This window comes from uncultured Tissierella sp. (genome assembly GCF_902479755.1).
Taxonomy (GTDB): domain Bacteria; phylum Bacillota; class Clostridia; order Tissierellales; family Tissierellaceae; genus Tissierella; species Tissierella carlieri.
Window position 1 is genome coordinate 17583 of record NZ_CABSQO010000030.1, and the last position, 26753, is coordinate 44335.

The 26753-nt window shown below is 32.5% G+C and carries 23 protein-coding genes and 1 other annotated feature; of the genes, 3 read left to right on the plus strand and 20 right to left on the minus strand.

All coding sequences use genetic code 11. From position 1 onward, the window contains the following. Positions 1-46 precede the first annotated feature (46 nt). Positions 47-303, minus strand: a binding site (T-box leader). A gap of 246 nt (positions 304-549) precedes the next feature. Together RDK80_RS14675 and RDK80_RS14680 are read right to left on the minus strand one after the other, a co-directional pair. Continuing rightward, a complete protein-coding gene (locus tag RDK80_RS14675; protein WP_308524697.1) occupies positions 550-1068 on the minus strand; it encodes an AAA family ATPase in 519 nt (172 codons plus the stop codon). A gap of 705 nt (positions 1069-1773) precedes the next feature. Beyond that, positions 1774-2391: a GNAT family N-acetyltransferase gene (locus RDK80_RS14680; RefSeq protein WP_308524698.1), complete on the minus strand. Its 618-nt coding sequence runs from the start codon at positions 2389-2391 to the stop codon at positions 1774-1776. A 111-nt stretch (positions 2392-2502) separates the two neighbouring features. On the opposite strand from RDK80_RS14680, the gene RDK80_RS14685 reads away from it, so the two are divergent. Both RDK80_RS14685 and RDK80_RS20125 read left to right on the plus strand, forming a co-directional pair. Next, positions 2503-3330, plus strand: a complete 828-nt coding sequence (locus tag RDK80_RS14685; protein ID WP_308524699.1) for a MerR family DNA-binding transcriptional regulator — start codon at positions 2503-2505, stop codon at positions 3328-3330. Positions 3331-3357: 27 nt separating this feature from the next. Then, a complete protein-coding gene (locus tag RDK80_RS20125; RefSeq protein WP_374041675.1) occupies positions 3358-3480 on the plus strand; it encodes an IS3 family transposase in 123 nt (40 codons plus the stop codon). A gap of 57 nt (positions 3481-3537) precedes the next feature. Here the strand turns inward: RDK80_RS20125 and RDK80_RS14690 are convergent, their stop codons facing one another. Both RDK80_RS14690 and RDK80_RS14695 read right to left on the minus strand, forming a co-directional pair. Continuing rightward, entirely contained in the window at positions 3538-4332 is a 795-nt protein-coding gene (locus RDK80_RS14690) for an endonuclease/exonuclease/phosphatase family protein (protein WP_308524700.1), read from the minus strand. Between the two features lie 161 nt (positions 4333-4493). Then, positions 4494-5921 carry a pyridoxal-dependent decarboxylase gene (locus RDK80_RS14695; RefSeq protein ID WP_308524701.1) on the minus strand — a complete coding sequence of 476 codons (1428 nt, stop codon included), beginning with the start codon at positions 5919-5921 and terminating at the stop codon, positions 4494-4496. A gap of 116 nt (positions 5922-6037) precedes the next feature. Between RDK80_RS14695 and RDK80_RS14700 the strand changes: the two genes are divergently transcribed. After that, the gene (locus RDK80_RS14700; RefSeq protein WP_308524702.1) at positions 6038-7528 is read left to right on the plus strand and encodes a PLP-dependent aminotransferase family protein; all 1491 of its coding nucleotides are present in this window, start codon (positions 6038-6040) and stop codon (positions 7526-7528) included. A gap of 568 nt (positions 7529-8096) precedes the next feature. On the opposite strand, the gene RDK80_RS14705 is transcribed toward RDK80_RS14700, so the two are convergent. The 16 genes from RDK80_RS14705 to RDK80_RS14780 form a co-directional block, all read right to left on the minus strand. Next, a complete protein-coding gene (locus RDK80_RS14705) occupies positions 8097-8714 on the minus strand; it encodes a cation transporter (protein ID WP_308524703.1) in 618 nt (205 codons plus the stop codon). A gap of 4 nt (positions 8715-8718) precedes the next feature. Further along, positions 8719-9429: a hypothetical protein gene (locus RDK80_RS14710; RefSeq protein WP_308524704.1), complete on the minus strand. Its 711-nt coding sequence runs from the start codon at positions 9427-9429 to the stop codon at positions 8719-8721. A gap of 3 nt (positions 9430-9432) precedes the next feature. Continuing rightward, on the minus strand, positions 9433-9867 hold the full coding sequence (locus RDK80_RS14715) for a MarR family transcriptional regulator (RefSeq protein WP_308524705.1): 435 nt from the start codon (positions 9865-9867) through the stop codon (positions 9433-9435). Positions 9868-10467: 600 nt separating this feature from the next. Further along, a complete protein-coding gene (locus RDK80_RS14720; protein ID WP_308524706.1) occupies positions 10468-10968 on the minus strand; it encodes a C39 family peptidase in 501 nt (166 codons plus the stop codon). 108 nt (positions 10969-11076) lie between these two features. Further along, complete coding sequence (locus tag RDK80_RS14725; RefSeq protein ID WP_308524707.1) at positions 11077-12429, minus strand: serine hydrolase; 1353 nt, start codon at positions 12427-12429, stop codon at positions 11077-11079. 3 nt (positions 12430-12432) lie between these two features. Further along, positions 12433-12921, minus strand: coding sequence for a MarR family transcriptional regulator (locus tag RDK80_RS14730; RefSeq protein ID WP_308524708.1), 489 nt, complete (start codon positions 12919-12921; stop codon positions 12433-12435). 293 nt (positions 12922-13214) lie between these two features. Continuing rightward, positions 13215-14585: an MATE family efflux transporter gene (locus tag RDK80_RS14735; protein WP_308524709.1), complete on the minus strand. Its 1371-nt coding sequence runs from the start codon at positions 14583-14585 to the stop codon at positions 13215-13217. Between the two features lie 61 nt (positions 14586-14646). Beyond that, complete coding sequence (locus tag RDK80_RS14740; RefSeq protein ID WP_308524719.1) at positions 14647-15471, minus strand: MerR family transcriptional regulator; 825 nt, start codon at positions 15469-15471, stop codon at positions 14647-14649. Between the two features lie 295 nt (positions 15472-15766). Further along, a complete protein-coding gene (locus RDK80_RS14745; RefSeq protein ID WP_308524710.1) occupies positions 15767-17710 on the minus strand; it encodes a VWA domain-containing protein in 1944 nt (647 codons plus the stop codon). Positions 17711-17721: 11 nt separating this feature from the next. Then, positions 17722-18954, minus strand: a complete 1233-nt coding sequence (locus tag RDK80_RS14750; protein ID WP_308524711.1) for a hypothetical protein — start codon at positions 18952-18954, stop codon at positions 17722-17724. Next, complete coding sequence (locus RDK80_RS14755) at positions 18951-21062, minus strand: hypothetical protein (RefSeq protein WP_308524712.1); 2112 nt, start codon at positions 21060-21062, stop codon at positions 18951-18953. Before RDK80_RS14755 ends, RDK80_RS14750 begins: the two co-directional genes overlap by 4 nt. Before the next feature lie 139 nt (positions 21063-21201). Continuing rightward, positions 21202-22995 carry an oleate hydratase gene (locus tag RDK80_RS14760; RefSeq protein WP_308524713.1) on the minus strand — a complete coding sequence of 598 codons (1794 nt, stop codon included), beginning with the start codon at positions 22993-22995 and terminating at the stop codon, positions 21202-21204. Between the two features lie 302 nt (positions 22996-23297). Continuing rightward, a complete protein-coding gene (locus RDK80_RS14765) occupies positions 23298-23819 on the minus strand; it encodes a TetR/AcrR family transcriptional regulator C-terminal domain-containing protein (protein WP_308524714.1) in 522 nt (173 codons plus the stop codon). A 301-nt stretch (positions 23820-24120) separates the two neighbouring features. Next, the gene (locus RDK80_RS14770; protein ID WP_094899939.1) at positions 24121-24855 is read right to left on the minus strand and encodes an ABC transporter permease; all 735 of its coding nucleotides are present in this window, start codon (positions 24853-24855) and stop codon (positions 24121-24123) included. Next, the gene (locus tag RDK80_RS14775; protein WP_308524715.1) at positions 24852-25769 is read right to left on the minus strand and encodes an ABC transporter ATP-binding protein; all 918 of its coding nucleotides are present in this window, start codon (positions 25767-25769) and stop codon (positions 24852-24854) included. The genes RDK80_RS14770 and RDK80_RS14775 overlap by 4 nt, the downstream gene beginning before the upstream one ends. Positions 25770-25837: 68 nt before the next feature. Further along, positions 25838-26752, minus strand: a complete 915-nt coding sequence (locus RDK80_RS14780) for a HAMP domain-containing sensor histidine kinase (RefSeq protein WP_308524716.1) — start codon at positions 26750-26752, stop codon at positions 25838-25840. Between the last annotated feature and the right edge of the window lies 1 nt (position 26753).

Below are 26753 nucleotides of genomic sequence, written 5' to 3' on the forward strand. Positions count from 1 at the left end.
TTTACGAACACAAAACAAAAAATCCGCCTTAAGCTTTTTTACATTTGCTTAGGGCGAATCGTATGCGTCCGTGGTACCACCTAAATTCAGATAAAACTATCTGCACTCTGACAGTACGGGAATACATAATCCGATACTGCTTTCCTTTTAACGGTGGAAATTTCCGTTGAAGCCTACTAAGACTATATCTTTTCAGTTCACAGCTCAAAGGCTACTTCCATACTTCCTTCACGAAGATTTTCACCAACCATCTTCTCGCTCTGCTTCAGGTGAGTATGTACTCCTCCTCATCAACGCCATTTTGTTCGTGTTCGTTTATATTATGATATTTTATTATACTCAAAAAGTCAACATTTATGTTTCTATTTTTCAAAAATTTAGAATTAAACTGGTATCAATATATCCAGCAATAAATTTATAATATACTTAATGAAAATCACTTAATATAAGCTATTAATAAAATATTTTTATTTATTTTCTCGATACAATAGTACATAGCATTTCACGCGAGTTAGGGAAAAATAATGGCATACCTATTGAGTTCTATAACTACCTAAAGTATAACAAAATATCTTCAACTGATTGTTCTGGAGACTGTTCCGATGTATCTAGCCAAAAGCCGATTCTTGGAGTCGTCTCCATGAAATCTGCATATAGAGCCTCTACTGTAAATCCAGTATATCCAACCTTTCCTCTCATCTTTTCACGCTTTTTTACTGTCTCTACATTAGGACAGAGTATTATTACATGAACGGGGTAATGTTTCAACATATCCAATATCCGAGAAATCTCTTCACCATAGTAGTTGTCCTGCAAAATAACGGAAAATCCATTATCATAATAGGTTTTTGCAGCATCTGCGGCTAAACGATAACGTAGATGCAACTGTCGTATTGCCTCATCAGACGGCTGTTCTGACATCTCAGCACGTCCTGATACAATCATTGTTCGAAATACATCACCCCGCAGATGCACTCCCTTTTCCATCCTCGAGGCAAGTAGTTCCGCAACTGTTGATTTTCCAGATGCCATAACGCCAGTGATTAAGTATATCGATTTTTTCAACATAGTATACCTCCTAATTGATAAATTTTAAGCTCGTTTTCCATTACACAAATTATTTTATCCTAACGATAAATTTCTATATATAAATGTGTTATATAAATAATTTGTCAATATTACTAAATTCAACACCTTCCGATTCGTATAATATATTCATATGTCAATATCAGAGTTGAGGACATCTCCGTTCAAAAATATCCCCCGGCAAAAGTCGGTTATCACTTGTGAAAATAAAGGCATACTTCTTGCTCAATTTAGTTGATTTGTCATTTTATTCACTTCCTTATACCTTATTCTGAACTACAGTAATCAAGTTTTCGAAGGTGGCCTCTTACTAAATCTTCTGTCATACGCTTATTAAAGCATCTATTTGTATGCTGCATTGATATCTATCTGAGACAGATGCTTTAATATATCGGTAATTTCCTGTATACGGTCCCAATTTTAACTTATTTTGGGTTTATTTTCAACACTAGAATCAAACAAGTCTTCAAATTTTATTTCACCACTACAATTGATATCATTATCAACTAAAATCATATAACTTTTACGGGACTAAAGTGCCACTTAAACTTCCACTTGAAATTTTTATTTCAACGAATTTTTCTATTATATAAGAATGATTCTGAAGCAAAATAGCTAATGACCCAATTATTATAACTATTCTATAAATTATGCAAACTCTAAAAATCACCGTTTTATTCTTTACCTCTACACATGCTTATAAACCTTCTTCATTATAGTCCATTGGGATTCTCCAAGAAAGTACCCCTTTAAGCGACTTTTTGTCCTCTTTATATCCTCAAAACCAAATCGGCAATAAAGGTGTTTTGCAGGATTTCCTCCAGCAACTGCTAATGTATAGGATGTATACCCCCTATGTAATAATGCCTGTTCTCCCTGCTGAAGAAGTAATATGCCAATACCTTTTCCACGACATGTTCCATTAACCGCAATATGTTCTATATAGCATTCTCCTTCATTTAGTTTGTGACCTTCTAGCAGTGCCATTTTAGTGTACATCATTATAACATTATAGACACCATACCGTCTACATAGTGATATAATAGGAATGTTTTTATTTGCATTTTCTGTTTTTCTGCAACGTATTAGAATTACGCCAACTACCTTTTCATTTTGTTTAGCTACAAAATGAAGATACGCAGGATCATCAGATTTGAGATGCCAGGAAGCGTATAAAATATTTTCTATATCATTATTACTTAACTTTTGGTGTCGGCAGAACTTGCTTTCAAAAGATTGTACTAATAAAGCAATTACATCTCTAAAATCGGTATTTTGATATTTCTCAATATAAATATTGTCCATCAGTACATTGCCCCCTTTACAAATTAGATTTTTTCAGGTACTATGCTTATAATAAACCCTTGAGCTGCTCAAGAGTCAACGGGCATTGTTAATTTTTTTGAGGAGGATAAAATGAAAGAGTTACTACGGATTGGACAAGTAAGTAAATTGTATGGTATATCACTTGATACTTTACGTCACTACGATCGAAAAGGATTGTTAAAGCCTATCGTTGATCCTCAAAATGATTATCGTTACTATTCCTTAGAACATCTAGATATCCTAGAAATGATTTTAGTTGGAAAATATATGAAAATTCCCCTAGATCAAATGAACGAAAGAATAAATTCGGAAAGTATCGATGGATATTTATCAATGGTAAAAGAACAAAAGGAACATATAAACGAAGAAAAAAGGTTATTAAATCAACTTGATCAATATGTTGAGAATATGTTAGCGGTACTTACGACTATTTCTAAATTTAAAAATGATTACACATTTTCTGCTGCTTCAGCTTATAAAGAAGTTGATATTACCATCTATAGAATAGATTTGGAAACATTACTGCACCAAGATACTGAATCACAGCAAGTAGAAGGGATAGAATCTTTCGAGCAATGGGCTTTCTATCATAGTGAATCCGATGGAACAATAGTAGAGAATGACGAGATAATTGGATTTTCATTTCCTGACAGTACGATAAATACAACTATACTTCAAAAGCAATTTATATCTGCGGCTGTACATAACATTGTAGCACAGCATCATGTAACAGGCTGTTATGCCACTATTATGTTCTGGGGTGTAAAAAGGGATTTAATGGAATATCTATATAAATTATACCGCCATTTTGACTTGCACGATTCTACCATATTAGTAAAATACAAGTTTGCACTACTTCATAAAAGTATGGAACACGAATATTTTGTAGAAATATACTTTCCCCAAAACCCAGTTTAAAAACCAATTCATTCTTTAATAAAGTCAATTGAAGAGGCTAAAAGGGCTATATTTGAATGTATGGAGTTATTTTATAATAGAAAAAGAAATCTTTCTGCTCTTGGATATTTATCTCCTTTAGAATATAAAAAACTGAACCTGAGCAAATAGACTATTTGTCAAGTCTACCTAATCATGTTCAGTCCAGAATGATAATAATGTTTCGCATTAAAATAGTTCTTCGTATGGCATTTGAATATCTGCAAATACTCCATAGTGATCACTGGCACACATGCCTGATCTTTCATCAATCTCTTTTCCAAAATATCTAAAAGTTTTTAATGTTGGATATGGTTTCGGAAAACAATCATGTATAAAAATACAATCAACCCTTGTACTAATATCTGTTATACTCTTTCCCTTCCAACGAGGATTATTTGTTAAATCCAAAGTCATCTCTTTTTTTATACCCAAAAACTCCTCAGCAACAAGTGCAAGATCAGTCCAATATGGCTTAACCTCCGTTCCGTTTAAACTTATATTACCCAACAAATATTGATGAATACTGGCTGTTTCAGAACAATTAAAGTCTCCCAAAATAAATCGATAATCAGATGAAATAGTTGAAATTTCCTTAATGATGTTTATCATACATTCTTCTTTTACCATAATACTATCCCATGGCAAGTGAACATTGACAAGAAGAATCAAATTACTCATATGTTTAACAATAACAATCAATGCATAATCAATATATTTAGAGTATATAATAGGATATTTACTATAAACTGCTAATCCTTCATCCCCTGAATTTACTGTTTCCGTTGCTTTACCTTCGTGCGGAACAAAACAGTAATTTTTGTAATTAGTGCATTGTAATAACCTTTCACTGAGCATTCTGTCTTTTACTTCTTGTAATACAATAACATCTGAATCCAAGGCATTTATTTCATCAATTATCTGATTTTCTCTTTCAGGCATTCCAGTTTCAGAATTCCAAATATTATATGTTGCAATTTTCATATTATTCCCCCTGAGTTAATTATACCCTGAATTCCACATCAACGTAAACAATGATATTATTTCATCGAATTTTGAAGACATTAAATAGCTACTTCTATATCTTAACATCAATACAATCCCTCTTCAAGAAAATTTGTACGAATTTTCTTGATTATTGCGATTCAATCAATTGCTATTATTGTTTTAACATAGATGTTATATGCCTTATTTAATACTTCCCATGCAATTTCAATATCTTTTTCCTCTGTCCTCCAATTGCTTATAGCTGCCCTTATTCCCGGTGTTCCTTTATATATTGTTTGAGTAAAAAATGCTCTGCCATCTTTATTAACTAAATTTAAAAATTGCTGTATGTTCTCTAAAGTAACCTTATGTTCACCAAAATTAATAGTAAAGCAGACTACATTTAATCTAGTAGTTGAAAATAACCTGAAATTTTTCGATTCCTCTATCTTTTCACTTAGCAATTGTGCTAAATCACAATTTCTCTCGATTATCTCCTCATATCCGTCTTGACCATATGCCTTTAGTGTAAACCATGCAGGAAGCGCTCTTAACCTCCTTGAATTCTCTGGAACCAAGTGAACAAAATCAGGCTTATCAGAAAACTCACCTAAATATACTGCGTTGTTTTGAAAAACCTGAAGCTGAAGTTTCGGATGTTTTGTAAACTGCATTGCACTATCATAAGGAACATTGAGCCATTTGTGTGCATCTATAGTAATAGAATCTGCTTCCTCCATTCCTTCTACTAATTTTTTATACTTTGTGGAACAAGAAGCAAAGCCACCAAATGCTCCATCTACATGGAAAAAGAATTTGTATTTTTTCTTTAATTCTCCAATTTGTTTTAAATCATCAAAATCAACAGTATTCACTGTCCCTGCATTTGCTACAACAATGCATGGTTCTCCATTTAATTGCTTTAAGTAATTTTCTAATGCCTTGATATCTACAGCCTCTCTTCCATCGATGGTTGGAATGGAATGCATATTTTTTCTTCCCATACCTAACATAGACAAAGCTTTCAAAATACTCGAATGAGGAGTGGCACTTACAATCTTTATCGGGGAAATGGAATATATTCCTTCTAAGGATATATCAATGCCTAATTCATCAGCCACCCACTGTCTTCCAATTGCTAAGCCTACGAAATTAGCCATGGTAGCACCTGTTACAAACGTACCTGAAAATATTTCCGGTAATCCGAAAAGTTGCTTTAATAAACTGATGGCTTCTTCCTCAATCCTTGCTGCACTTGAATCATCTCTACCTGTAGCATTTTGATCAAATGTGCTCGCTAACCAGTCGCCCATTAAAGCTGCTGGAGTTGTCCCTCCTGTTACAAAACCAAAATACTTTGATCCCCCACTTGAAACAATTCCCTTATAAAATCTTTGCATAAATTCTTCTAATGTATTTTCTCCTCCTAATCCATTTCTATTTAATTCTGAAGGTGTATAAAAATTTGTATTCTCTGGAAATGCGGCTATATCATTAATATTTTTTAGAAAATCAAATGCGTTATTTTTTACTTTTTCTAATAAAACATCAATGTTGTCTAAATCATTCTTTAAATTTTTATCCATAGATATGCTCCTTTCAATTTTTCTACTTAACATTGTTATAGTATGTTATAATATAATTACTACATAGCATGTATAACAGTCAACAGCGGACTATAACACTTAGGGGCAAGATGAATATGAAAATAGATTTAAATAGAAATACTAATATATCTTTACCCAAACAAATTTATCAGTCAATTGCTGATCGTATATCTTCAGGCTTAATAGAAGAAAGTTCCAAATTACCTTCTGTCAGAAGCCTTTCTAAAGCATTAAAAGTAAGTATGGTTACCGTTGTTAAAGCGTATTCAATGCTGGAAGAAGATAACTTTATTTCTACAATACAGGGAAAAGGTACTTTTGTTCAATCTGAAAAAATAATGAATAATAAAGATCATGACAATGATTTGATTTCTCTTGATTGGCAGCTTTCAATCACAGATCACCTTCCAAGAGCTCAATTCTGGAGGCAAAATATTAGCTTAACAACAAAATCACAAATCTGGCTGTCAGCCGCCTCTGTTCACAGTTCTCTGCTTCCTGAATATCTTATTTCCAGACATATATCATCCTTCATCTTGAAAAATCCAGGTATCCTTTCGGAATACGGACCTGTGCAAGGAGATTTAGATCTTCGCGGTGCTATAGTTGACTATTTAAAATCTAGCGGTATTTCAGCATCTAAGAACGAAATCATAATAACGAACGGTTCACAACAAGCAATTAATTTAGTTGCCAGAACATTTATTGGTGCAGGTGACATTGTAGTTATGGAAGCACCAACCTATACAGCTGCTATTGACGTTTTCCGTTGGCAGGGAGCTACTATTTTATCTGTTCCTGTTGATAAAGATGGAATGCGAATTGACTTGCTTTTAAGGCTATGTGATACGTATTCTCCTAAATTAATTTATACTATACCAACCTACCATAACCCAACTGGAACTGTTATGAGTATGCAAAGGAGAAAAGAATTAATTGATATTGCTAAAAACTTTAATTGTTTAATTGTTGAAGATGATCCCTGGCGTGAAATTTCTTTTGAAAGGAACCCTTTACCTACATTGAAAAGTATGGATACTGATGGACATGTAATATATATAAAAGGATTTAGTAAATTTCTATCACCTGGCTGCAGAATTGGTACTTTGGTAACATCAGGTTCAATACTAAATAGACTCATTGCTGCTAAAACTAATTCTGATCTTGGAAGTTCATTATTAACTCAAAAAGCATTATTGCCCTTTGTTCAATTAGACTTTATGAAAAAACATTTAAAAAGTTTGAATATTACTCTATTTAATAGACGCAATTTAGTTTTAGAACTCCTTAAGGAGTATATGCCTAGCACTGTTAAATGGACCTCTCCAATGGGAGGACCAAATATTTGGATCACTCTTCCGTCATGGCTGAGTGCAGAAAGTCTTGTTTTTGAAGCTCAAAATAATAATATTGCATTTCTCGCTGGATCAACCTGTTATTCAAGTGAACCTGAATTCAATCATATACGTATAAGCTTTTCTTCTTTGGAGCAAGAACAATTAGAAAAAAGTATTATTACTTTAAGTAAAATTATATCCTCATTTATAAACAAAAAAAATAATATTGAAGATATTCCTATAGTTTAAATAACATTATGGAAATGCTCCGTTGCTTGAGGATTTGGATAAAAAGCGTAAAGTACTGAATAAGCTGGTTGAGAAGTGCACTCCGCAATTTGCTGGAAAAGAGCTTCGTGACAACATGATTAAGGGTACTGCTGTAATTGAGATTGATATGGTGCAACAATTGCTTTTAATTCTTCCATTTGAAAGTTCTAACTTGCTACAGATTATAGGAAACATGATCTTTAGTACCATAAACTTTTCGTATATGAGTGTACATACCCAATAGCATCTATAGCAATAACTGGTCTTAATCTTAGTACTTCTCTTATATGCTTTTCATCTATCCACCTAACTCATTAGGTTTGTCCCTATATTTTTAATTGTTTTTCTTTTGCAGCAGGACTATGGATTCAACGTACCTTGAAGAAACAAAAAAGATTCCAATTGATGCTGGTACTCCCTTGGCGACGGGAATATTTCTGCCTTTAGTTTCGAAGCTTCTTTAATTCTTTTCTAAACGCCTCGCCAATAGGTGATCTATTTTTTAAAACATTCAAAGGCGGGTCCAGTTCATTTATAAGTTTTCTTTTCAAATCACTATATCATTTCTAGTAAGTATCATAATAATACCGTTCATAATGAGATAAACCGCAACAATTATCGAACCACCCAAGTCCACATACCGCGCAGTAGGCGAAGTGGGAGCAGCAGCAACGACTGTCAAAGAGATCGTTACACAAGCATCCACGACCGACTTTGCACAGTAGAGCTTACTTTGTACGGCGAATATCGCATCTGGTTTTTCACGATTGAGTTTGCGGTAGCGTAGCCAGAACCATGAGTTTGTCGTCACGCCCAACACCGCAATTACTAGACCGGGAATGACGTTTCCCTTTTCTATATTAGGTGAGAACAAAGCGATGAACAGCATAGCTGCACCGGATAGGCACATTGCTATTCCCACGCATAAATTTGCAGTACGTTCCAGCTTATCCTTACGCACTACGTCCGGCTCACCACTTTTATGCAGAATGCGAAACACTATCCATGATACGATTATCGAGACCAGTTCTGCCGCACGGCGAATGAAGTCCGCAATTTGCGTAGATGAGCGGCCAAAAAAAAGCGCTACGCCCACGACTATGGGGCCGGGCGAACTCATTACTACCGAAGCGAGGAGCGTACGTTCTCCTGATTTTAATTTCACAATATTACCCCCCCCATAAATGAACCAACGGAATCATAATTGCCGCCGCCGCAAACGGGCAGGTCAGTGTATCCATGCCGCCCTTCGTATAAAGTTCTACGATTGCACATACTGCCGCAGTTACCGCCGCAATCGGCACGTAGCCGTACCACTCCACTGAGCCATGCACAAGCAAAATAACCAGCACCGAGACAAATGACACCGCAAACATCGCAAGAGTTCCCTCTAGGGTCTTGCGCCCTTCAACCAGTTTCCCCTCTATATAATGATGTCCAAAGCACTTGCCGACCAATGCTGCCGCTGCATCACCTAACCCCCAAGCAAGCACCGATGCAATTACCAAATATTTCTCTCCGAGCCACCCCCAGCAAACACATATCAACACCGTAAACATACTGAAAACCACCACCAGACTACTCTTAATTTCTCCGGGTTTGCGCTCTGTAAGCAGTTCGGAATAGTCGGGTATACGCTCAGCGAACACGAGTATCGGATACACCATCGCTATGAATACAGTTGCTGCGATTGCCGATACCCACCATGTCTTAAATGCGTATGTCCAGACGAATATTGAACCTAAGAGTATGATGTGCAATGTTTTACGGAAGACCTCCGTAGGTACTGAAACAAGCCGACGCAAGACAAGCGCACCCGAGGCGCAAACTGCAAAATACCCAAGTAGTATTCCATAACCTTTTATAAATTCAAGCTGCATTATCTATCCCCCCCTAAATTGAAGATTTGCCGCAACGCGGGAAAGCAACGATTCGATATGGATAAACTCCTCATCGGTGATACCTTCTCTCACAAGCATATATAGATTCTCGTAAATATCCTTAATATCTGAACAAACTGAGAAAGCCTTGTCAGTAAGAGAGACACTGTAAGCTCGTCTGTCTTCATGCTGCCGTATACGCATGACGTACCCTTTGGATTCAAGAGAATCGACTACTCGTGAAACGGCAGCCTTTCCTATGTCAAGTTGTTCTGCAAGTTGTTCCTGCTGAAGTTTATTGCTGCCTGTCAAAAGGTGAAAAAGTATGTCACCTTCAGCACCTGATAAGTTTAGTGGTTCAAGCTCCGCATTGATGATTTGCCGCGCCGAGCGCAAAATTCCTTTCATATCCAACCAAATATTGCGTATTGATAACATAGCATAATCACCCCTTTTTAAATATGATTATATGGAAAAATAGTTGACAGGTCAACTATTTTCTTGATTATGAACACTGCTATAACCCTATCTATATTAGAACAATTAAACTATTACTATGAACATAAAAAACAAGGGTTTCCAAGCATCGTGCCCGCAGGTGATATCTACCTGTGGCAACCTCAATGTTCGAAAACCCTTAATTTATTAATATTTTCATCCCTATTTATTTTCACCCTTTGACATCAATACCACGGTCTCAACATGCCTTGAGAGTACAATAATTATGTCATAAGTATCTGGTATTTTCTTGGTGGTAGAATATTATTTCTTTTGTAATAAGATAATTCATTAAGTATATATATATTTAATTCCAGCATCAAGTATATATCATGATTGACTTACTGTAATACTTCATAAAGAGAAAAATCACTGATTGGAAATATTACATTAACTACAAAATTTTTTGACCCAATAATATGTACATTATACTGTGGATTGCAATAACTAATTTATCATCTTCAACATTTTCTTGTAATAAGATTTAATTATTTTAGTCTTAAACTTGTAGGGTATTGGTACAAATAATGAAAAGTAATTTCATATGATTACTTGACAGGCTATTCCTGTATAATATTTTTGAAAATCACCTGACCAAATATGTTTTACGTAATTATTTGATATCAATGTTTCATATGGATCAAGATACGTAAAAAAATCTTTATCTCTGTTCACTAATAAAATCCAATGACTATTCCTAAGACCAAACTCTTCTTCATTACCAGTCATCATTACCATAATCGGAGACTTTTTTAGAGCTTCCTTCCATTCATCTTCATAAAAAGACATTCTGAAATTAATGTTATTTTTAACAAGATATCTGAATATATCTTCAGGAAAAGTCCCATACTTCATATCATCACTATCATATCCTTTTTCTTCTGGTGAAACATTAAAATTTAATTCAATAGCAAGTTTCTCAAAGTTTTCGTAACCAGTTATCTGATGATATTTTAATAACATAGAAAAGCAAGCAATTCCACATGCATATTCTGGATAAAAACTTTGTTCATTTTGGCTAATAAAATAATTTCTATACATAATTGATTATACTCCTCTCCATTAGTATCATAAAGACTAATCCTTGTAGATTGATATTCAACATCTACTCAAGATTTTGAATGATAGTCAATACTAAACTTTCATTTTTTAAATACGCTTAGCAGTTTGAGAGTCACTGCCATCATTAATAGTCAAATAATAATTAACCCCATCATTTACAAAATTAATTGTTACTGATAAGCTGCGAAGGAAAAACTCATTATCTGAAGATGCGTACATTTCGAGTTTCATCGATCCTGGCAGTTCAATGAATAACCGCTGATCTTTCATTGTAACCTTTACAATCAGTTCAGTATGTTCTTCTAATCGATACTCTCCAACATATCTGTTTAAAATCTCATGATGTAGTATTTTCGCTTTTTGAAATTTTGGTGCTTTTGGAATCTCATATGGTTCATCAAAAAGCATATTCTCAATTGACTGTATAATAGATTGTTCAAAATCAAAGTCTTGTTCTTTGTTTCTTAAAAAAATAATCACTAGATCATTATCAATGTATCTTTTAAAGTATGTAGCATAACCTGGCCAACCACCGCTGTGCCACACAGCCCTTCCCTTTTTCTTTTCGTTCTCTAAAATCCATCCAAATCCATATTTAAAAGGGCTTTCAAGTCTTGGAAAAACTGGAGAATAGGCTTCCTTCAGTAAAGTCTCATTAATAAGTGTCCCATTTCTCAATGCCCGATCAAGTAAATAAAGGTCTTCGACTGTGGAATGAATCGCTCCATCTCCAACGATCCCATCGAGATAAACAACAAAATCTGTTTCGGGAAATTCATCTGGCAAAACATGTTTACCTGTATATACGTCGAAAACATAACCATATGCATAGTTATCCATAGCCTGTTCAGTTAATCTTTGACAAAATACTTCAGTGTTTTGCATTCCAACAGGTAAAAAGATGTTTACTTTCATATACTCTGCAAACGAAAGGCCTGAAACTTCTTCAATAATAAGAGCAAGCATTACATATCCCGTATTGCTATATTCCATACGTTCGTTAGGTTCGAATAACCGTTCTGGTTTATACTTAACGAGTAGTTCAAATAAGTCTTGGTTCACCGCTATTTTGGAATTATTCCAGTAACATGCGAATAACTCTAAATAATCAGGTAATCCAGAAGTGTGATTCAACAATTGCCTTACTGTAATCTCTTTATAAGGAATATCAGGTAACCATTTTTCTATAGGATCATCAAGAGAAAGTTTGTTAGCCTGCACTAACAACATTATCCCTAAAGCAGTTATCGGTTTTGAAACTGATGCAAGATTAAATATCGAATTTATTTTTAGTTTTCGTTTAGAATAGAAGTCAGCCCTACCAAAAGCTCCTTTATATAATATTTCACCATCCTTGGCTATTAAGACAGTTCCATTAATTAATTTTTCAGATTGAATTTCATCAAAAAACTTTTTTAATATTACTCTCTTATCATTCATTTTTTATTCTCCTTTCATTTCTTGTCTTGACAATTCCTCTTCAACCACATGATTAAGTTTTACTAAAATGTCTCGTAATTGTATCACTTCTTCCATTTTCATACGAGAATAAAAACGATTTACAATTTCCTTGTTAATCTCTTCTTCCTTTGAATAGTAATGGTATCCTTGCTCATCCAACTGCACAATTATTTCTCTTCTATTGTTAGGATTAATTGTCCTTAATAGATATTTCTCTTTTTCTAATTTAGATACAATCTGACTTACAGCACTTGAAGTAACATTCATCAATTCAGCCAGTTGGCTTATTGATAATCTAGATTCTTTTTTCACTAAATCCATTAATATAATTTGTTTGGTTGAAAGATCTTCATTAAACAAAGACTGACGCACTTTTATCAAACTAGCATTCATAGAATAAGTTATCTCACTAATTTCTGTAACCAAATTGAATAATTCATTTTCCCTCTCATTATCCATCTTCGAAGTCAATGTCTCATCCTCCTTAATATTTAAGTCACCTTAATTATAAATTTACCTAATGCTTTTGTCAAGAAATATTTAGAGAAATCCCAATCAAAGGTAAATTTCATATGCTAATCAAATTTCAGCTTAAAAATCTCTTGAATTAATAGGAACAAAACCAAGATATCTTAAAAATTCCCAAGAGCGATCTTCCTTAGATTTAATGCATTTCTTATTGCTAATTTTTTCATATGATACTTCCTTTGGTATATAAAAAAAGATGTAGATGTTTTTTCATAACATCTACATCCAGTGGATACTTATTTGATTTTTCTATTTGTTAATCTGAAAGATGTAGATATTAAAGATTCTCCTTGTTTTCTTTGGAAGAATAAAATAATCAGACAGCATACAAATGTCATTATTTCTGCAAATGGAAGTGTGAACCAAACTCCATTTATTCCCCAAAAAACTGAAAAAATCATAAGACCGATTGCAACAAAAACAATCCCTCTGCTTGAAGCTATTATGATGGAAGCAACAGCATTTCCCAATGCTGTATGATAACCAGATTGGATGATATTGAACCCACTTAATAAAAAGCATAATCCATATATTTTAGCTCCACCTACCGCCATATCTATGACTGGTTTGTTATCATTAACAAAGATACGAATCAAATTTTCGCTAAACAGATTAAATACTGAAAAAAGTCCAATGCCGATTACCAAATTCGCCATTACCGCAGTATACAAAGTTTTCCGTATTCTCTCCATTTTACCTGCGCCATAATTACTGCTTATAATTGGACTGATTCCGTCGGATATTCCAAACATAATCAGTATAACAAAATTTCCAATATAATTAATTATTGTAAATGCAGCAACCCCACTTTCTCCTGCAAAATTCATAAAAGACCTGTTAAGCAGGAACAAGGTCAGTGCGTTTGCAACATAGGTTACTCCTTCAGAAGAACCATTAAAAGCTAAATTCTTAAATTCATTCCAACAAAACTTCCCATCATAGATATTGATAATGGTTTTTTTAGATAATATCGGTCTGATTACAACAATTAACCCTATCAGATAAGCAACTCCAGTGGCAGCAGCGGCACCAACTACACCAAGTCGTAAAATTTTGATGGCTATAAAATTTAAAACCATATTAGAGACTAGACAACTTATGGTTCCTGCCAAGTATAGCTGTGGTTTTTCAATTAATCTTCCTATAAAACCAAATAAAATCTTAAAGGATATAATCGGAACAAACAAAGCAATCGTTTGGATATATCTGCTGGTATCTAAAAGCAATACATTATTTGCCCCAAGAAAACGAGCAATTCCATTAGAAAAAAAGAAACCGATTAATAGAATGGTAACAGATATGACTCCAAGTGCAATAATAGCAGATTTAAAGATATCCTTTGCTTTTTTAGCATCGCCTCCTCCTAAAGCACGACCAAGAGAGCTCATAGTTCCCGTACAGATAACCATACTGCTTCCAATAATAATTTGTAAATAAGCATTGGCAATATTTACGCTTGCCATGGCATTTATACCTACGAAGTTACCCAAAAAAATACCATCCACCATTCCCTGAGTCCCTTCCAGAACCATAGCAATAATGGCAGGGATAACAAATTTCAGATACAGTTTAGGTATTTTTTCTTTTAATAAAATATTCTCATTCATAATAATACCTCCTATAAAAACAATCACGGGAGATATTATAAAGCTTTGTGTAACACAAAAGTCAAGAGCTTTTGATGGGAATTTGGATTTCATACAATAGCGACTCTATTGCACCTGTAACAGAAAGGTCAATCTGTACAATTTGAATAATGTCACCAGAAATCTTATAACCTTTACCCTCTAATTCATTTTTTATATTCTGTATATGTTGGATTACATCATTTTCTGTTCCTTGACACAAAGTTGTGGCATATAACCCGCTAGGAATTTTTAGAATATCTGTGATGCTATAATCAGATAAAGGCAAATTTTCATCCACAAATAAAATCAGATAAGAATTCCACTCATTTAACTCGTTCAGCGTTCTTCTGATTCCATATCTGTTCTCTGCAAAGATTGGTGCAAATTCTTTTAAATGCTGTTCAAGTTCGGCATATCCATACTCAACATCCATACCACTATTTAGACCTTTTTTCCATAACAAAGCTTTTCTTTCTGGAATGTTTTTAAAATCATTTTGATTCAAATACTCCAAATTTAGAAAAGTTTTCAGATGGCTGATTTTGCGTGAAATACTCTCTTTCAAATGTTCCATTTTTTCTATTTCTTCTATTAATTTCTGATAGCGTTCTTCCAGTAACTTCAATGAGTTTCCAGCATTGCGATTATCAAAAAAATCTTTGATTTCTGAAAGGCTCATTCCAAGCTGTCGTAATTCTAAAATTGTTGATAGCTTTTCAAACTGAAAAATAGAGTAAAAACGATACCCTGTTTCTTCGTCAATATATGCTGGTTTTAATAAATCGTATCTGTCATAGTGCCGTAAAGTTTCTGGCGTTATATTTTTTAATTTGGCAAACTCCCCTATTGTCATTTTTTCCTTCATCACTACCTCTAACCTCCTAAGGAATTGTCGGTGTCAAATTTCGGTTTATCCCATTCTTACGATAGAATAATCATACCAAGAAATTATGAAAAAATCCACGGCAATTCCCATATGCAAAATGCACCTCGAAACCTGCATTTCCTCATTTCAAATGATATATCATTTCTAGATAATTGTTCTAGTAATCATAGGTTACACAGTTCATTAGACTATTTGACACCAATGGAATATAAGGAAAAAAGGAAACTGCAATTAGACGATTCTGAGAGTAAAAATTCCTATGAATTTGTAACTACTAATTATTAAAAATAGACTGCATATTTTTTCCTACTGCTTTTAGCAATTCTTTTGGTAGCTTTTCCACTTGTTCACCAATTATTACTCCGTGTGGTTGTTTGTACCCTTCATTCCATACAAAGTTAAAGATTTTTTCATTTGCTTTGCTATTTTTTCCTATTTGAAATGCATAGATCTGGACATGCTTAGATAATAATTCTTGTACAACTTCTTTTGCTAATCCTGGAAAACTCGATGCACCATCTGTAATTTCGAAGATTATCTTTACTTGTTTGCCCTTTTTAAGTTCACTTTCCTGCATAGGCGTAATCCTATTGAATATTTCTCTAAGGCAACTTGCATCGTCAGTTGCTCCATCTGCTGCATCTAGCTTTACGATTGAGCGAATTATATCACTTTTTTCTTTTTCTTTCACATTTTTATGATTAAATTCTTTAACATTATAATACTTGCTGCCAAAAAACCAAGTTTCACTTAGAACTTCTACTTTTTGATTCAACTGTTCTGCATTGCTTTTCAAATATTGATTAAAATCATCTATTGACAACAAAGTCACAGCTAAAGCTTTTCTTGCCGCCTCAATTTTTGACTGATTCATTGATCCTGAATTGTCTATAACAAAAGAAATTTCTATTCTTTCAGGTAATATATCTGTCCGAGGCTCTAATAAATATCTATTAAAAATTGGAAGATTCTTATAATTTCCCTTTTTTTCAGCTTCTACAAAATCTGGATAAAATTTAATAAAGCTATCTATATCTAGTTTTCCCTTTATCTGACCATCCTTTTTTACACTTATTTCTTTTTTTGCATCTCCTATTAACTTTTTCCAAAATTGACGCATTTGTTCTCTTTCCGATTTCATTTTATTTGAATAGAATTGAAACAATTGTTGATCTGCTTGGCTAATTCCATAAGACTTTAAATCTATATTACCTTGTATAATATTTTGTACGCTGATACTTATTTGGTCTTGCTGCTCTAGCATTTCTTCTAGAATCTTTCTCTCTTCTTCCTGAGTAGATTCTAGTGAATCTAATATTTCATCTGCTTTAGATTGTTCAAAAGAATTTTCACTTACTTTAATCTTTTCTTTTTGTTGTCCCTTTGATTTATAGAATATCATCTCGTCAATTTCTTCCTTCCACAATTTCTCAAAAGTTGGAAAGATGAAAGAACGAATGAATGGGTCCCTTTCTATAATTCCTTGATCATTATTTATTCGTCTAACTAATTGATAATGAATAAAATCAAAAAAGGGTTCATTAAAAATTTTCCTATCAAAGGGATTTTCAATACACCCCTCTATTTTAGGCTCAATTTTATATAATTCAATAATTAAGAAACTATTTGCAAAAGCTCTATGTCTAGGCATTTGAGAAATTGACTCAATTGTCTTACCTGTTTCTTTCATATATGAAAAAATTTTTTCAAAATTTTCTTCATCTCTATATATGGGGCACATCTGCAAAACCCTTAGAAAAGATGTATACTTATCCAATAGATATAACATATCAAGGATTTCTTTTTTTACATAATTCGAAGTAATTTTAGGTTGATATGCAGGGTCTTTTTCTAGTCCTTCTTTTTTTATCCTAGCTAGAATATAGCTTGTCATCCGATCAATTTCTTTCTGCCAATCTTTTTTTCTATTCAAATATTTTTTTGTTTGCTTTTTCCAATCAGAGTATAAGGCTAACTCATAGTAGATATGCCACATAATTTGATTGTCATCTAATTTTCTATCTAAAAAACTTTCCAAGGGCAAGTACAAAACGCCCTTGGAAGGATCTAATAAAAATCTTTCTAATTTTGAATCAGGAATATACATCAAGCTAGAATCTCCCGTAAATGTAGCTAATGAGCGTTGTTCTTTTTGCAGAAATTCTTCGCAATGTTTTTTAGATTCTTCAATTAGGGTTAGTTCATCAAAGTCAAACATACTCATCCCTCCTATTGATACAGTGGCAGATTCCACAAGTCTTTTGGTGTATCAATTCGATCAATGTTTAATAGATTTAATTTACCTTCTATATCCATAAGCAAATATTTTGAAATACCTAATTTAAAGACATTTGTGAAAAAGACATCTTTAATCATCGCCTCTTCATTTAGATACCAATTTCCAAAATTCTCTTCAAGTAAGTATATGATTCCATCCTCACTTAAAACTATAGCTGTGCCTTTTTTAGATTGAACATCAAACAAATTACCTTTTAAGTCATTCAATTCTATTTTTATGGCTTTTGAGTCTTCATATAAAGAAAATATCTTAAACTGCCCCTTATTGCCTGTCACTATAAGGGAATTCTCATTACCATTTTCATCCTCTAAGCATCTAATTTGTCTTATTTCATCATTTAAAAAATCTTTTTTTTCTGTAATAGTACATTGTCTATTCTCATATTTGATAAAATATAATTCTCCCCTCTTTGTTCCAACTATGAAATAATCGTCATTTATTTTTTCCAATACAGTCCAATCTGGAATAGTGCAATATATATCTTTATGAAAAACCAAATAATATTCATCATTTTCTTTCATTATTTCAAATAGAATTAAGGTATCTTCTCCATTTTCCACTACAAATAAACCATCTCTAATTGCTAAGCATCTTCCAAATCCATTAAAGTTATAATCATTTCTAATCCTTTTAACTCTAATCTGTTCATTAACATCTGGTATCTTATCAAAATTATCACTTGAAAGTAGATAGCATCCCCCTGTAACTCCTAAAAGTAAGATTTCTCTATCATTCAATTTATATATAAATGAAATTGTCTCTTTTATTTCTTTAATAGGGGGACTCCACTCTACTTCAAGTTGATTATAATCAAAAAAATCATTTGGAATATCTATATAGAAAAATTGAACCTTACTATTTATACTGCTTATAATAAAAAGATTTCTATTAATCCTCAATGTACTTTGTAAAAAACTATCAAAACTAAAAGTTCCCAATTGCTTTATCGGATTTATTTCCATTGAAGTCCTTTTAATATTATTTACATAAACTCGGTAATAAGGAATTAAGTCAGTTAATAGATTTTCTTCTATTTGTGAAAGTTTATCTAATTGTTCTTCAAAACCATCATCTAAAATTCCATTTTCTTGACATTCATTTAACTTTTTTCTTAAAGCTTTAACTTGACTCTTAAAATATTCTCCATCCAAATTCATTTTCATCTTTCTCCTCCATTATCCTCTAGGTATTCAAGTAGATATTTTGAATGCTCTAAATGAGATAATCGTTGGTCTAATTCTTGATATTTCTTTGCATCAATTCGCGTTAAATCATCAATATCATCTTCAAAAACTTTTGCTAGTTCTTTTGGCAAAATTTTTCTCGGAGTTCCTTTCCCAAATATCAAATGAACTACATCTAAATAGCTTAAAGTTTCTATTGATGGACGAATATAGCGATATGGACGAGTACGGATCTCATCATATGTTGTCGTTGCTTCTCCTATACCTTTTGTTTCAACCTTCCATCCTTCACTTATAGGGAAAAAACCAAAACGCACCGCTTGTGAGAGAATATAATTTTGGTCGTCAGGATAAGTGATTGAACTAATAAAACCATCCCATAAAGCTTTGGTCAAATCTTTTTCTTCCCCTTGATTCCAATTATCTAAAACATGTAAAATATTACGGATTGATAGTACAGACTCTCTCAGCTCTGGTTCATCCATTCCAGAATCTTTTTGGATTTCATTATCTTTCCATTTACCCATAAAAACATTCTGAGTCATCCTACATAATTGGGAAAAGCGAAATAATTCTTCTAAGGTCCTTTTGGAATCAGGAATATGGATATTTCCGTTTTTATCAGCCAATCGTGCTATTATTATTCTAAAAAGTTCATTTTTCTCTGGAAACTCTTGGTCTTCTAAGGAACCAGTTATCCTTTGGGGTACATAATTATATTCGATCGTTAGGAACCGTGATTTAAATGCTGGATTTAATTCATTTGTTCCTTCATAGTTGACCATTTGAGTGGATAAGTTTCCTGTGCCAATAAATCCAAATCCAGGTTTAATCAAAACAGGACCAACCCCTGTAATATAAGCTGTACTTCCCGCGTGACGCTGTAAAATATCGTTCAAAGCAATTAAATTTTGCATGGCAATTGTATTTAATTCGTCTACGATTACAGGTCGACCTTCTCTCACTGCAATTAAAACTTCTCTTTCTATTTTTTTTATTTCAGTACCAAAAGCACTATTACTTGCTACTAATAAATCAGAAAAACTTTTCCATATTTGAATCTTAAGCTGCAGCTGTTCTTCATCAGTCATCTGTTCTAGTCTTGCTTTGTGCTCATCCATCCACTCATAAAAATCTTCTATAATCATATTAAGATAATCCACAAAAGAACCTTGAGAAAAACTGCGCTGAAGAGACAAAGTTTTCTCTACAAACATATCTTCATAAGTTAAATTATGCGACCCAGATATAAATAGAGGCTGTAAAGATTCTATCTCCTCTTTACTTCCATTAGTTAAAATGTTCTTATAGTACAGCTTTCTTTCTTCATTAAGTTCTCTAAACTTTTTAATAGCATCTCTTTCTGTAGCGTTTGGATTTGCAGAAAACCAATCCTCCATTTTATCTTCTAATTCACTTTGTATTTTATTTTGAATAGTAAAATCCAAGGCAGCTTCGGTTGCTAATTGTGTCTTTCCACTTCCTAAATGTCCTGCAATATATACAGGGACTCCTAAATTCAAGGAATCCATTACTTTTTGCTTTGCTTTAACTACATAAGGTACCGTTAACAAACGCTGTTGATGTTGGGTTTCTATATCGTTTATCAATTGACGTTTATAATAAAATTCCCATGCTTCTGGAGAATCTTCTATAATTAACTCTAACTCTTTTCTCAACTTTTTTATGCAATTAACTCGATATCTCGTAGCTGAATTACTACCATAATGACCATAGTTATTACTCTCGCTACTGACTCTCCTCTCCCAACGAAGAAAAAATTTTTCATATTCAATTAAATTTTCAATTTCCTGTATCTCTTTGCCCTTATTTACTGTTTCTTCTTCTACATACTTTTTATACTTTTCGTAATAGACATTATTCTTCTTAGAATCAAAAGGAATTTTGTCATCCATTTCTTCAAATTTTCGAAAAGTTTTAAAAAATGATCCTTGTTCTTCTATTTTTTTACTATTCTCATATCCTGATGATTTTAAGGCTTTTTTGCGCAAATACTCTTCATACCAACTTTGCATTTCTTCTATAGTAGGAATATGAACTTGCTTAAGATTTTTTTGTCCTTTCACATAAATTTCCTCCTTTATATGATATTCTATTATATTGCCAAGATATCAAGTAACAATATGAGTAGTAGATATATATAAATTAAAATCCCGATTTTTGGAAATTCGGGATTTTAATCAAGTTATCTAATTTTAAATGTTATTAAACAATTCCATACTCTCTTAATAATTTTTCAATATCTGTTCCTGCTATTTGTTTCAAAATTTTACGTTTAGCCATTGGTGATAGATTAATTTCTGGTTTTTCTCCATCTAGCAAGCATTTACCCGCATTTAATAAATAACGTATATCATATCTTGAACCATATACCTCAGGAACTCCTTTTTCAACTCCAGTTAAAACATATACTGCTTCCATGGCTGTACGTCCTGAGTATTCTATAGTAAATACTGTATCACGTCCTGGATCATCTAATGTTTCAGCAAATTGTCCAAGGAAAGCAAAGTTTACTGCATTCTTTGGTACAACATATGGACGATCTCCAAATTCACGAACCATAAATTGAGATGTAATAAATGGCATCATAACAGGAACCGCAGTACATGATCCTGCTAATTCTTCTATTTCCTCTGTAGGAACTCCTATATGATATAACCATTCTTTTGTGATTTCCTTACCAGTACAATCTCTCATAGGTTTTTTAATATAGTCACCAGGAGTATCAGAGAATAAACCATATACCCAAACAACAACATCCTTTTCAGGCTGTCCATAATATTGTTCTTGACGATTTATTGTCCAGCTCATTAACCATGAAGAATCAAGGGCTGTTACTATACCACCTGTTACAGTACGTCCGCCATATGGAGAACGTTTTGTAATCTTTTCAATATATTTAGGAACACGTTCATCATGGCAGGTTACTGTACAGGACTCCCAATTAGATTTTTCTGGCTCTGTACAGAATTTATCTGGTCTTCCAAATTCATCTGATTGAGCTGCTATATTTCTCCATAACTTCCAACATCCTTCTGGCTCTTTATTAAATGGAGCCGGAGTATTATCATCACCATATCCAGAACCTTCAGTCATAGAACCATTAGTGATAAATACTAAATCGTTCTCTGTTAACTCAATAGAAATATCTTTGCCATTTCTATCTTTTGCAACTATTCTCTTTGCAACTTTTTTATCATCTGAAATTGAGAACTCAACATTATCAACAGTGACTCCATATTCAAACTTAGCACCATGGTCTTCCAAATATTTAACCATTGGCTTTACAAATGAAGTGTATTGATCATGTCGTGAAAATTGTAAAGCTGAAAGATCTGGTAAGCCTCCAACATGGTGAATGAAGCGATTCATATATAATTTCATCTCTAAGGCACTATGCCAATTTTCAAAAGCGAACATTGTTCTCCAATATGTCCAGAAATCACTGTTTAAAAGTTCATCAGAAAAAATATCTTCGATAGATTTGTTTTGAAGTTCTTCATCTGAAATATTTACAAAAGCAGCTAATTCTTTTGCTAAGTCTTGACCCAAATTAAATTTTCCATTATCATATCGCTCACCTTGGCTTTTAGTAATACGGCAATTACTAAAGTTCGGATCATCGTAGTTTGTATAATAAAAATGATCTAACACAGTCATATTAGGATCTTCTGTAGATGGCAACGAACTAAACAAGTTCCATAAAACTTCAAAATAATGTCCCATTTCACGTCCACCACGTGCTACATAACCAGCATTCTGACGAACTGCACCATCCAAAGATCCCCCAGGAATGTCTAATTGTTCTAAAAACGTAATCTTGCTGCCATCCATGTGAGCATCACGAATCAAAAAACAACCAGCAGCCAAAGCACCAATTCCAGTACCAATTAAATACGCTTTTTTGTCTTCAATTCCTTTAGGTTTTCTTGCATTCACTAAAGCATGATAAGTTCCATTTGTAAGTTTAAGTCTATCATCATATGTCTTTAATTTCATTATATCTCCTTCTTTCTTAATTTTTTAATATTCTTCTAAATCCTACTATCATATTTAGAGTTCTTCTTTGTTCACTCTATTAGCATGCCAATATGGTGTAATAGATAATAAGTTTTCCTTTTATTTGTTGAGTACTTATTATCTATAAGATCTGTATAAATCTATAATATAGTTTTTTTATGTCTTTTTCATTAGATAAATAAACTGCAGTGTTCGAAGTTTGAACACTGCAGTTTATTTATCTAATTTTTAGGCACCAGAGTTAAAATGCCTGATAAAAACAAATCTCCTGTTGCCTTTTACTATACACTATTTAAATCAGCACTTCGTTTAAGGGATAACTCAATGTTTCCATCAAAGAGCTGTCCGATTCTCCTAATGATAGTATCAGGGTCTTCCTTCATTCCAGAAGCAATCCAGCGTAGTACCATTTCAGTAAGGGCACACTGATAAAAGGAAGAAATTAGTTTTTTATCTCCTGAAGAAGCTGGGATACAGTTGCTTACTTTTTCAACATACCGCATCATGACATTTCCTGATACATTGTGTATATAGTTCACTAATTCTTCTCTCTGCATTGAATTATATACATGATAAACGGCCGTTCTGTTTTCTAAAGCAAATTTAGCGGCCACAATGAAGCTCTCTTCCCATGAGAGTGTATCATTATATTCATCAATTACTGTCTGAAGTTCTGTTTGGAATATTTCTGATAGAAGTGCATATACATCCGTATAGTAGTAATAAAAAGTATTTCTATTGATCTCACATGCTGTAGCAATATCTTTAACTGTAATTTTATTAAGCGGACGTTCGTTGAGCATCTTTATGAATGCCTCACGAATCATTTTTCTGGTATATTGCGGTGCCAAGTTGCCACCTCCTTAACCCCTTATATGTATTTAAAATTATAACACATAGTAAGTTGTTTGCAAATAATTCATTGTATGATGTATTATATGCCTATTTACATTTTCTTATATTCAAAAACAGAAGCTTCAGAGCGAGTCATCTGCCGACTGACACAAGAATGCTTAAGCAATAAAACAACTATAGTTATGCTAAAACTATATAGACAACATCTATTCAATATTCTTCTAAAAAATTTACCTATCATTAATAATTCTATATATCTTGACGATTGATAATTACTAAGCCTAAGCTATAGAATAATAATGAAGATACAATTATAACTATATGTCCTAAAAACATTAAATTTCTAGGTAAAACAGCTGGCTGACTTAAAATAACGGCAGATGTCCAAGGTAATATAAATGGCAACATCCCTGTCAACTGTGTTGCTGAAATTCCAGCTGCCGTTATTCCTAAGGTTGTTACAATTGAAGGAATATAGGATGCTCTTTGAAATATAGATATAGGCACTAATAATGCAAGTGAAAGAAAACTTAGTAAAGCAGATCTAAAGAAATGAATTCCAAAATCACAGAACCTTATAAATAAATTAGCGGTAGGAAATATTACTAATGACCCTATATAACTTACTAAATACACTATTAAAATCATCAATAAATGACAGAACAACCATACTATTACTTTACTTATAATAAAAATATTTCTGTTAACTATAGCCGGCATATAACTTATAATTGTCCTTTCAGCATATTCATTATTAATCATAAATGTATAAAATATTCCACTAATTACTGATGTAATCAAGAAGATTAATACAGTATCTATTGAAAAAATCCAATGTTCTATCCCTAATTCTCTAACTCTTATATTTATAAATATGTCTTTAAGCACTAATAAACTTATAAATAGAAATATGGTTATTAAAGAAATTTTTAATAGCTTTCTATGTCTTATCTTTTTCCATTCAACAAGTATCCCATTTTTCAATTCTTATCACCACCTGTAAGTTTTTTGAAATAATCTTCTAAGCTTTCATTTTGTGTAGTTATCTGAAACACATCAATACCATTATTTATCAATAATTTGTTAATCCTATTTGTTCTATCATCTAGTCCAAAAACTCTGATTTCATGATTATCTATAACAATATAATTTAAACTCTTATAGCTTTCTTCCAATACTCTAGCTGAATTATTCACATCTGAAACTATATAAGATGTATATTTCTCATATCTATTTTTGATATCTTCAATAGAAGACTCCTCCAGCACCTTACCTCTTTCAATAAAAGCGATATCATCAACAATTTTCTCAATCTCAGATAATATATGGCTAGAAATTAAAATAGTCTTATTATAATTCTTACATAAATCTATTAAGATATTTCTTACTTCAACAATCCCAATTGGGTCTAATCCATTAGTAGGTTCATCTAATATTAACACTTCTGGCTCGTGTAATATAGCATTGGCTATTCCAAGTCTTTGTTTCATTCCCATTGAAAATGAGGCAAAAGTTTTATTAGAATTACTATCAAGACCAACTAAATCTAAAGATTTTTCTATAGCATTCTTTTCGGTGACTCCTCTTATTAAGGCAAATAATTCTAAATTTTCTCTCGCCGATAGATTAGAATAAAAAGCAGGAGTTTCTATCATAGACCCAATTATTGAAAATTGATCCTTATCTTTATAATCTATAAGAGAATCTTTAATATAGATTTTACCCTTAGTAGGAAATGTAAGTCCTAAAATAGATTTCATAATTGTAGTTTTTCCTGCTCCATTTCTTCCTAAAAGACCATAAATTTTACCCCCTTTAATCTTTAATGAAATATTATCTAAAGCTAAAAAACTACTATACTCTTTGGTTAATCCCTTTATTTCAATAATACTTTCCATTCTTATCCCTCCTCACTTTCAATTATATCTATGAAATGTTGCCAAATCATTGCCAATTAAAAAAGCCCTTAAAGAGCCTTCTTTACACCTAAGATAAATGATGAACCTTTCCCTTCTTCACTATCATATTTCAAAGATATATTACATTTATCCGCCAATTCCTTTACTATAGCAAGTCCTAGTCCACTTCCTTTAGTTTTCCTTGATGTATCAACCTTATATAATCTATCAATAATCATATCCTTAGAATTCCTAGGTATACCTATTCCGTCATCACTTATTTTTACTTGTATCATATTTTCTTTTTCTATTAAATCAATACTTATTTCCTCACATCTACTATGAATTATTGCATTTTTAATCAAATTATCCAGAATTCTTTCATATGCTTGTACATCCAATGTAGTAATAATACTTCCTTCTGGAATATTTACCTTATATTTAATATTGTGCTTCTCCAATATAGGAACCCATGCTATAAAACTTCTTCTAGTTTCCTCACATATATTGCAGGACTGGTTTCTTAATATATATTCTCCTGATTCCAGTTGAAGCAATTGAAATAATTCATTTGTATATTCATTTAACTTATAAGCTTTATTCAGTGCTATTTTAAAATATTCTTCTCTTTCATCCTCATCTACTAATTTCTTATCTATGGCTTCTAAATAACCTAAAAGTGAGGCTATAGGGGTTTTTATATCATGGGATAAACTTGTAAGTATTCTTTTATTTCCCTGATTTAACCTATTTATCTCGATAATATCGTTTTGATTTCTTCTTATTATCTTATTAATAAGATAGTAGATTTCCGAATATTCATCATTTAATGGAATCACTCCTCGTTTACTATAATTCCCTGATTCTACTTCCTTTAAAAGATTTACTAACTGATTTAATCTTTTCCTTTCCATATATCTTTTGTAAACTAAATAAAAAATAGTGAAAAACATAAAAGGCAATAATAATCTCATATAAAACATG

Coding starts and splice junctions, on each gene's coding strand:
- RDK80_RS14675 (WP_308524697.1), bottom strand. CDS start 1,068: ATGTTGAAAAAATCGATATACTTAATCACTGGCGTTATGGCATCTGGA.
- RDK80_RS14680 (WP_308524698.1), bottom strand. CDS start 2,391: ATGGACAATATTTATATTGAGAAATATCAAAATACCGATTTTAGAGAT.
- RDK80_RS14685 (WP_308524699.1), top strand. CDS start 2,503: ATGAAAGAGTTACTACGGATTGGACAAGTAAGTAAATTGTATGGTATA.
- RDK80_RS14690 (WP_308524700.1), bottom strand. CDS start 4,332: ATGAAAATTGCAACATATAATATTTGGAATTCTGAAACTGGAATGCCT.
- RDK80_RS14695 (WP_308524701.1), bottom strand. CDS start 5,921: ATGGATAAAAATTTAAAGAATGATTTAGACAACATTGATGTTTTATTA.
- RDK80_RS14700 (WP_308524702.1), top strand. CDS start 6,038: ATGAAAATAGATTTAAATAGAAATACTAATATATCTTTACCCAAACAA.
- RDK80_RS14710 (WP_308524704.1), bottom strand. CDS start 9,429: ATGCAGCTTGAATTTATAAAAGGTTATGGAATACTACTTGGGTATTTT.
- RDK80_RS14715 (WP_308524705.1), bottom strand. CDS start 9,867: ATGTTATCAATACGCAATATTTGGTTGGATATGAAAGGAATTTTGCGC.
- RDK80_RS14720 (WP_308524706.1), bottom strand. CDS start 10,968: ATGTATAGAAATTATTTTATTAGCCAAAATGAACAAAGTTTTTATCCA.
- RDK80_RS14725 (WP_308524707.1), bottom strand. CDS start 12,429: ATGAATGATAAGAGAGTAATATTAAAAAAGTTTTTTGATGAAATTCAA.
- RDK80_RS14735 (WP_308524709.1), bottom strand. CDS start 14,585: ATGAATGAGAATATTTTATTAAAAGAAAAAATACCTAAACTGTATCTG.
- RDK80_RS14740 (WP_308524719.1), bottom strand. CDS start 15,471: ATGAAGGAAAAAATGACAATAGGGGAGTTTGCCAAATTAAAAAATATA.
- RDK80_RS14745 (WP_308524710.1), bottom strand. CDS start 17,710: ATGTTTGACTTTGATGAACTAACCCTAATTGAAGAATCTAAAAAACAT.
- RDK80_RS14750 (WP_308524711.1), bottom strand. CDS start 18,954: ATGAAAATGAATTTGGATGGAGAATATTTTAAGAGTCAAGTTAAAGCT.
- RDK80_RS14760 (WP_308524713.1), bottom strand. CDS start 22,995: ATGAAATTAAAGACATATGATGATAGACTTAAACTTACAAATGGAACT.
- RDK80_RS14765 (WP_308524714.1), bottom strand. CDS start 23,819: ATGCTCAACGAACGTCCGCTTAATAAAATTACAGTTAAAGATATTGCT.
- RDK80_RS14775 (WP_308524715.1), bottom strand. CDS start 25,769: ATGGAAAGTATTATTGAAATAAAGGGATTAACCAAAGAGTATAGTAGT.
- RDK80_RS14780 (WP_308524716.1), bottom strand. CDS start 26,752: ATGTTTTATATGAGATTATTATTGCCTTTTATGTTTTTCACTATTTTT.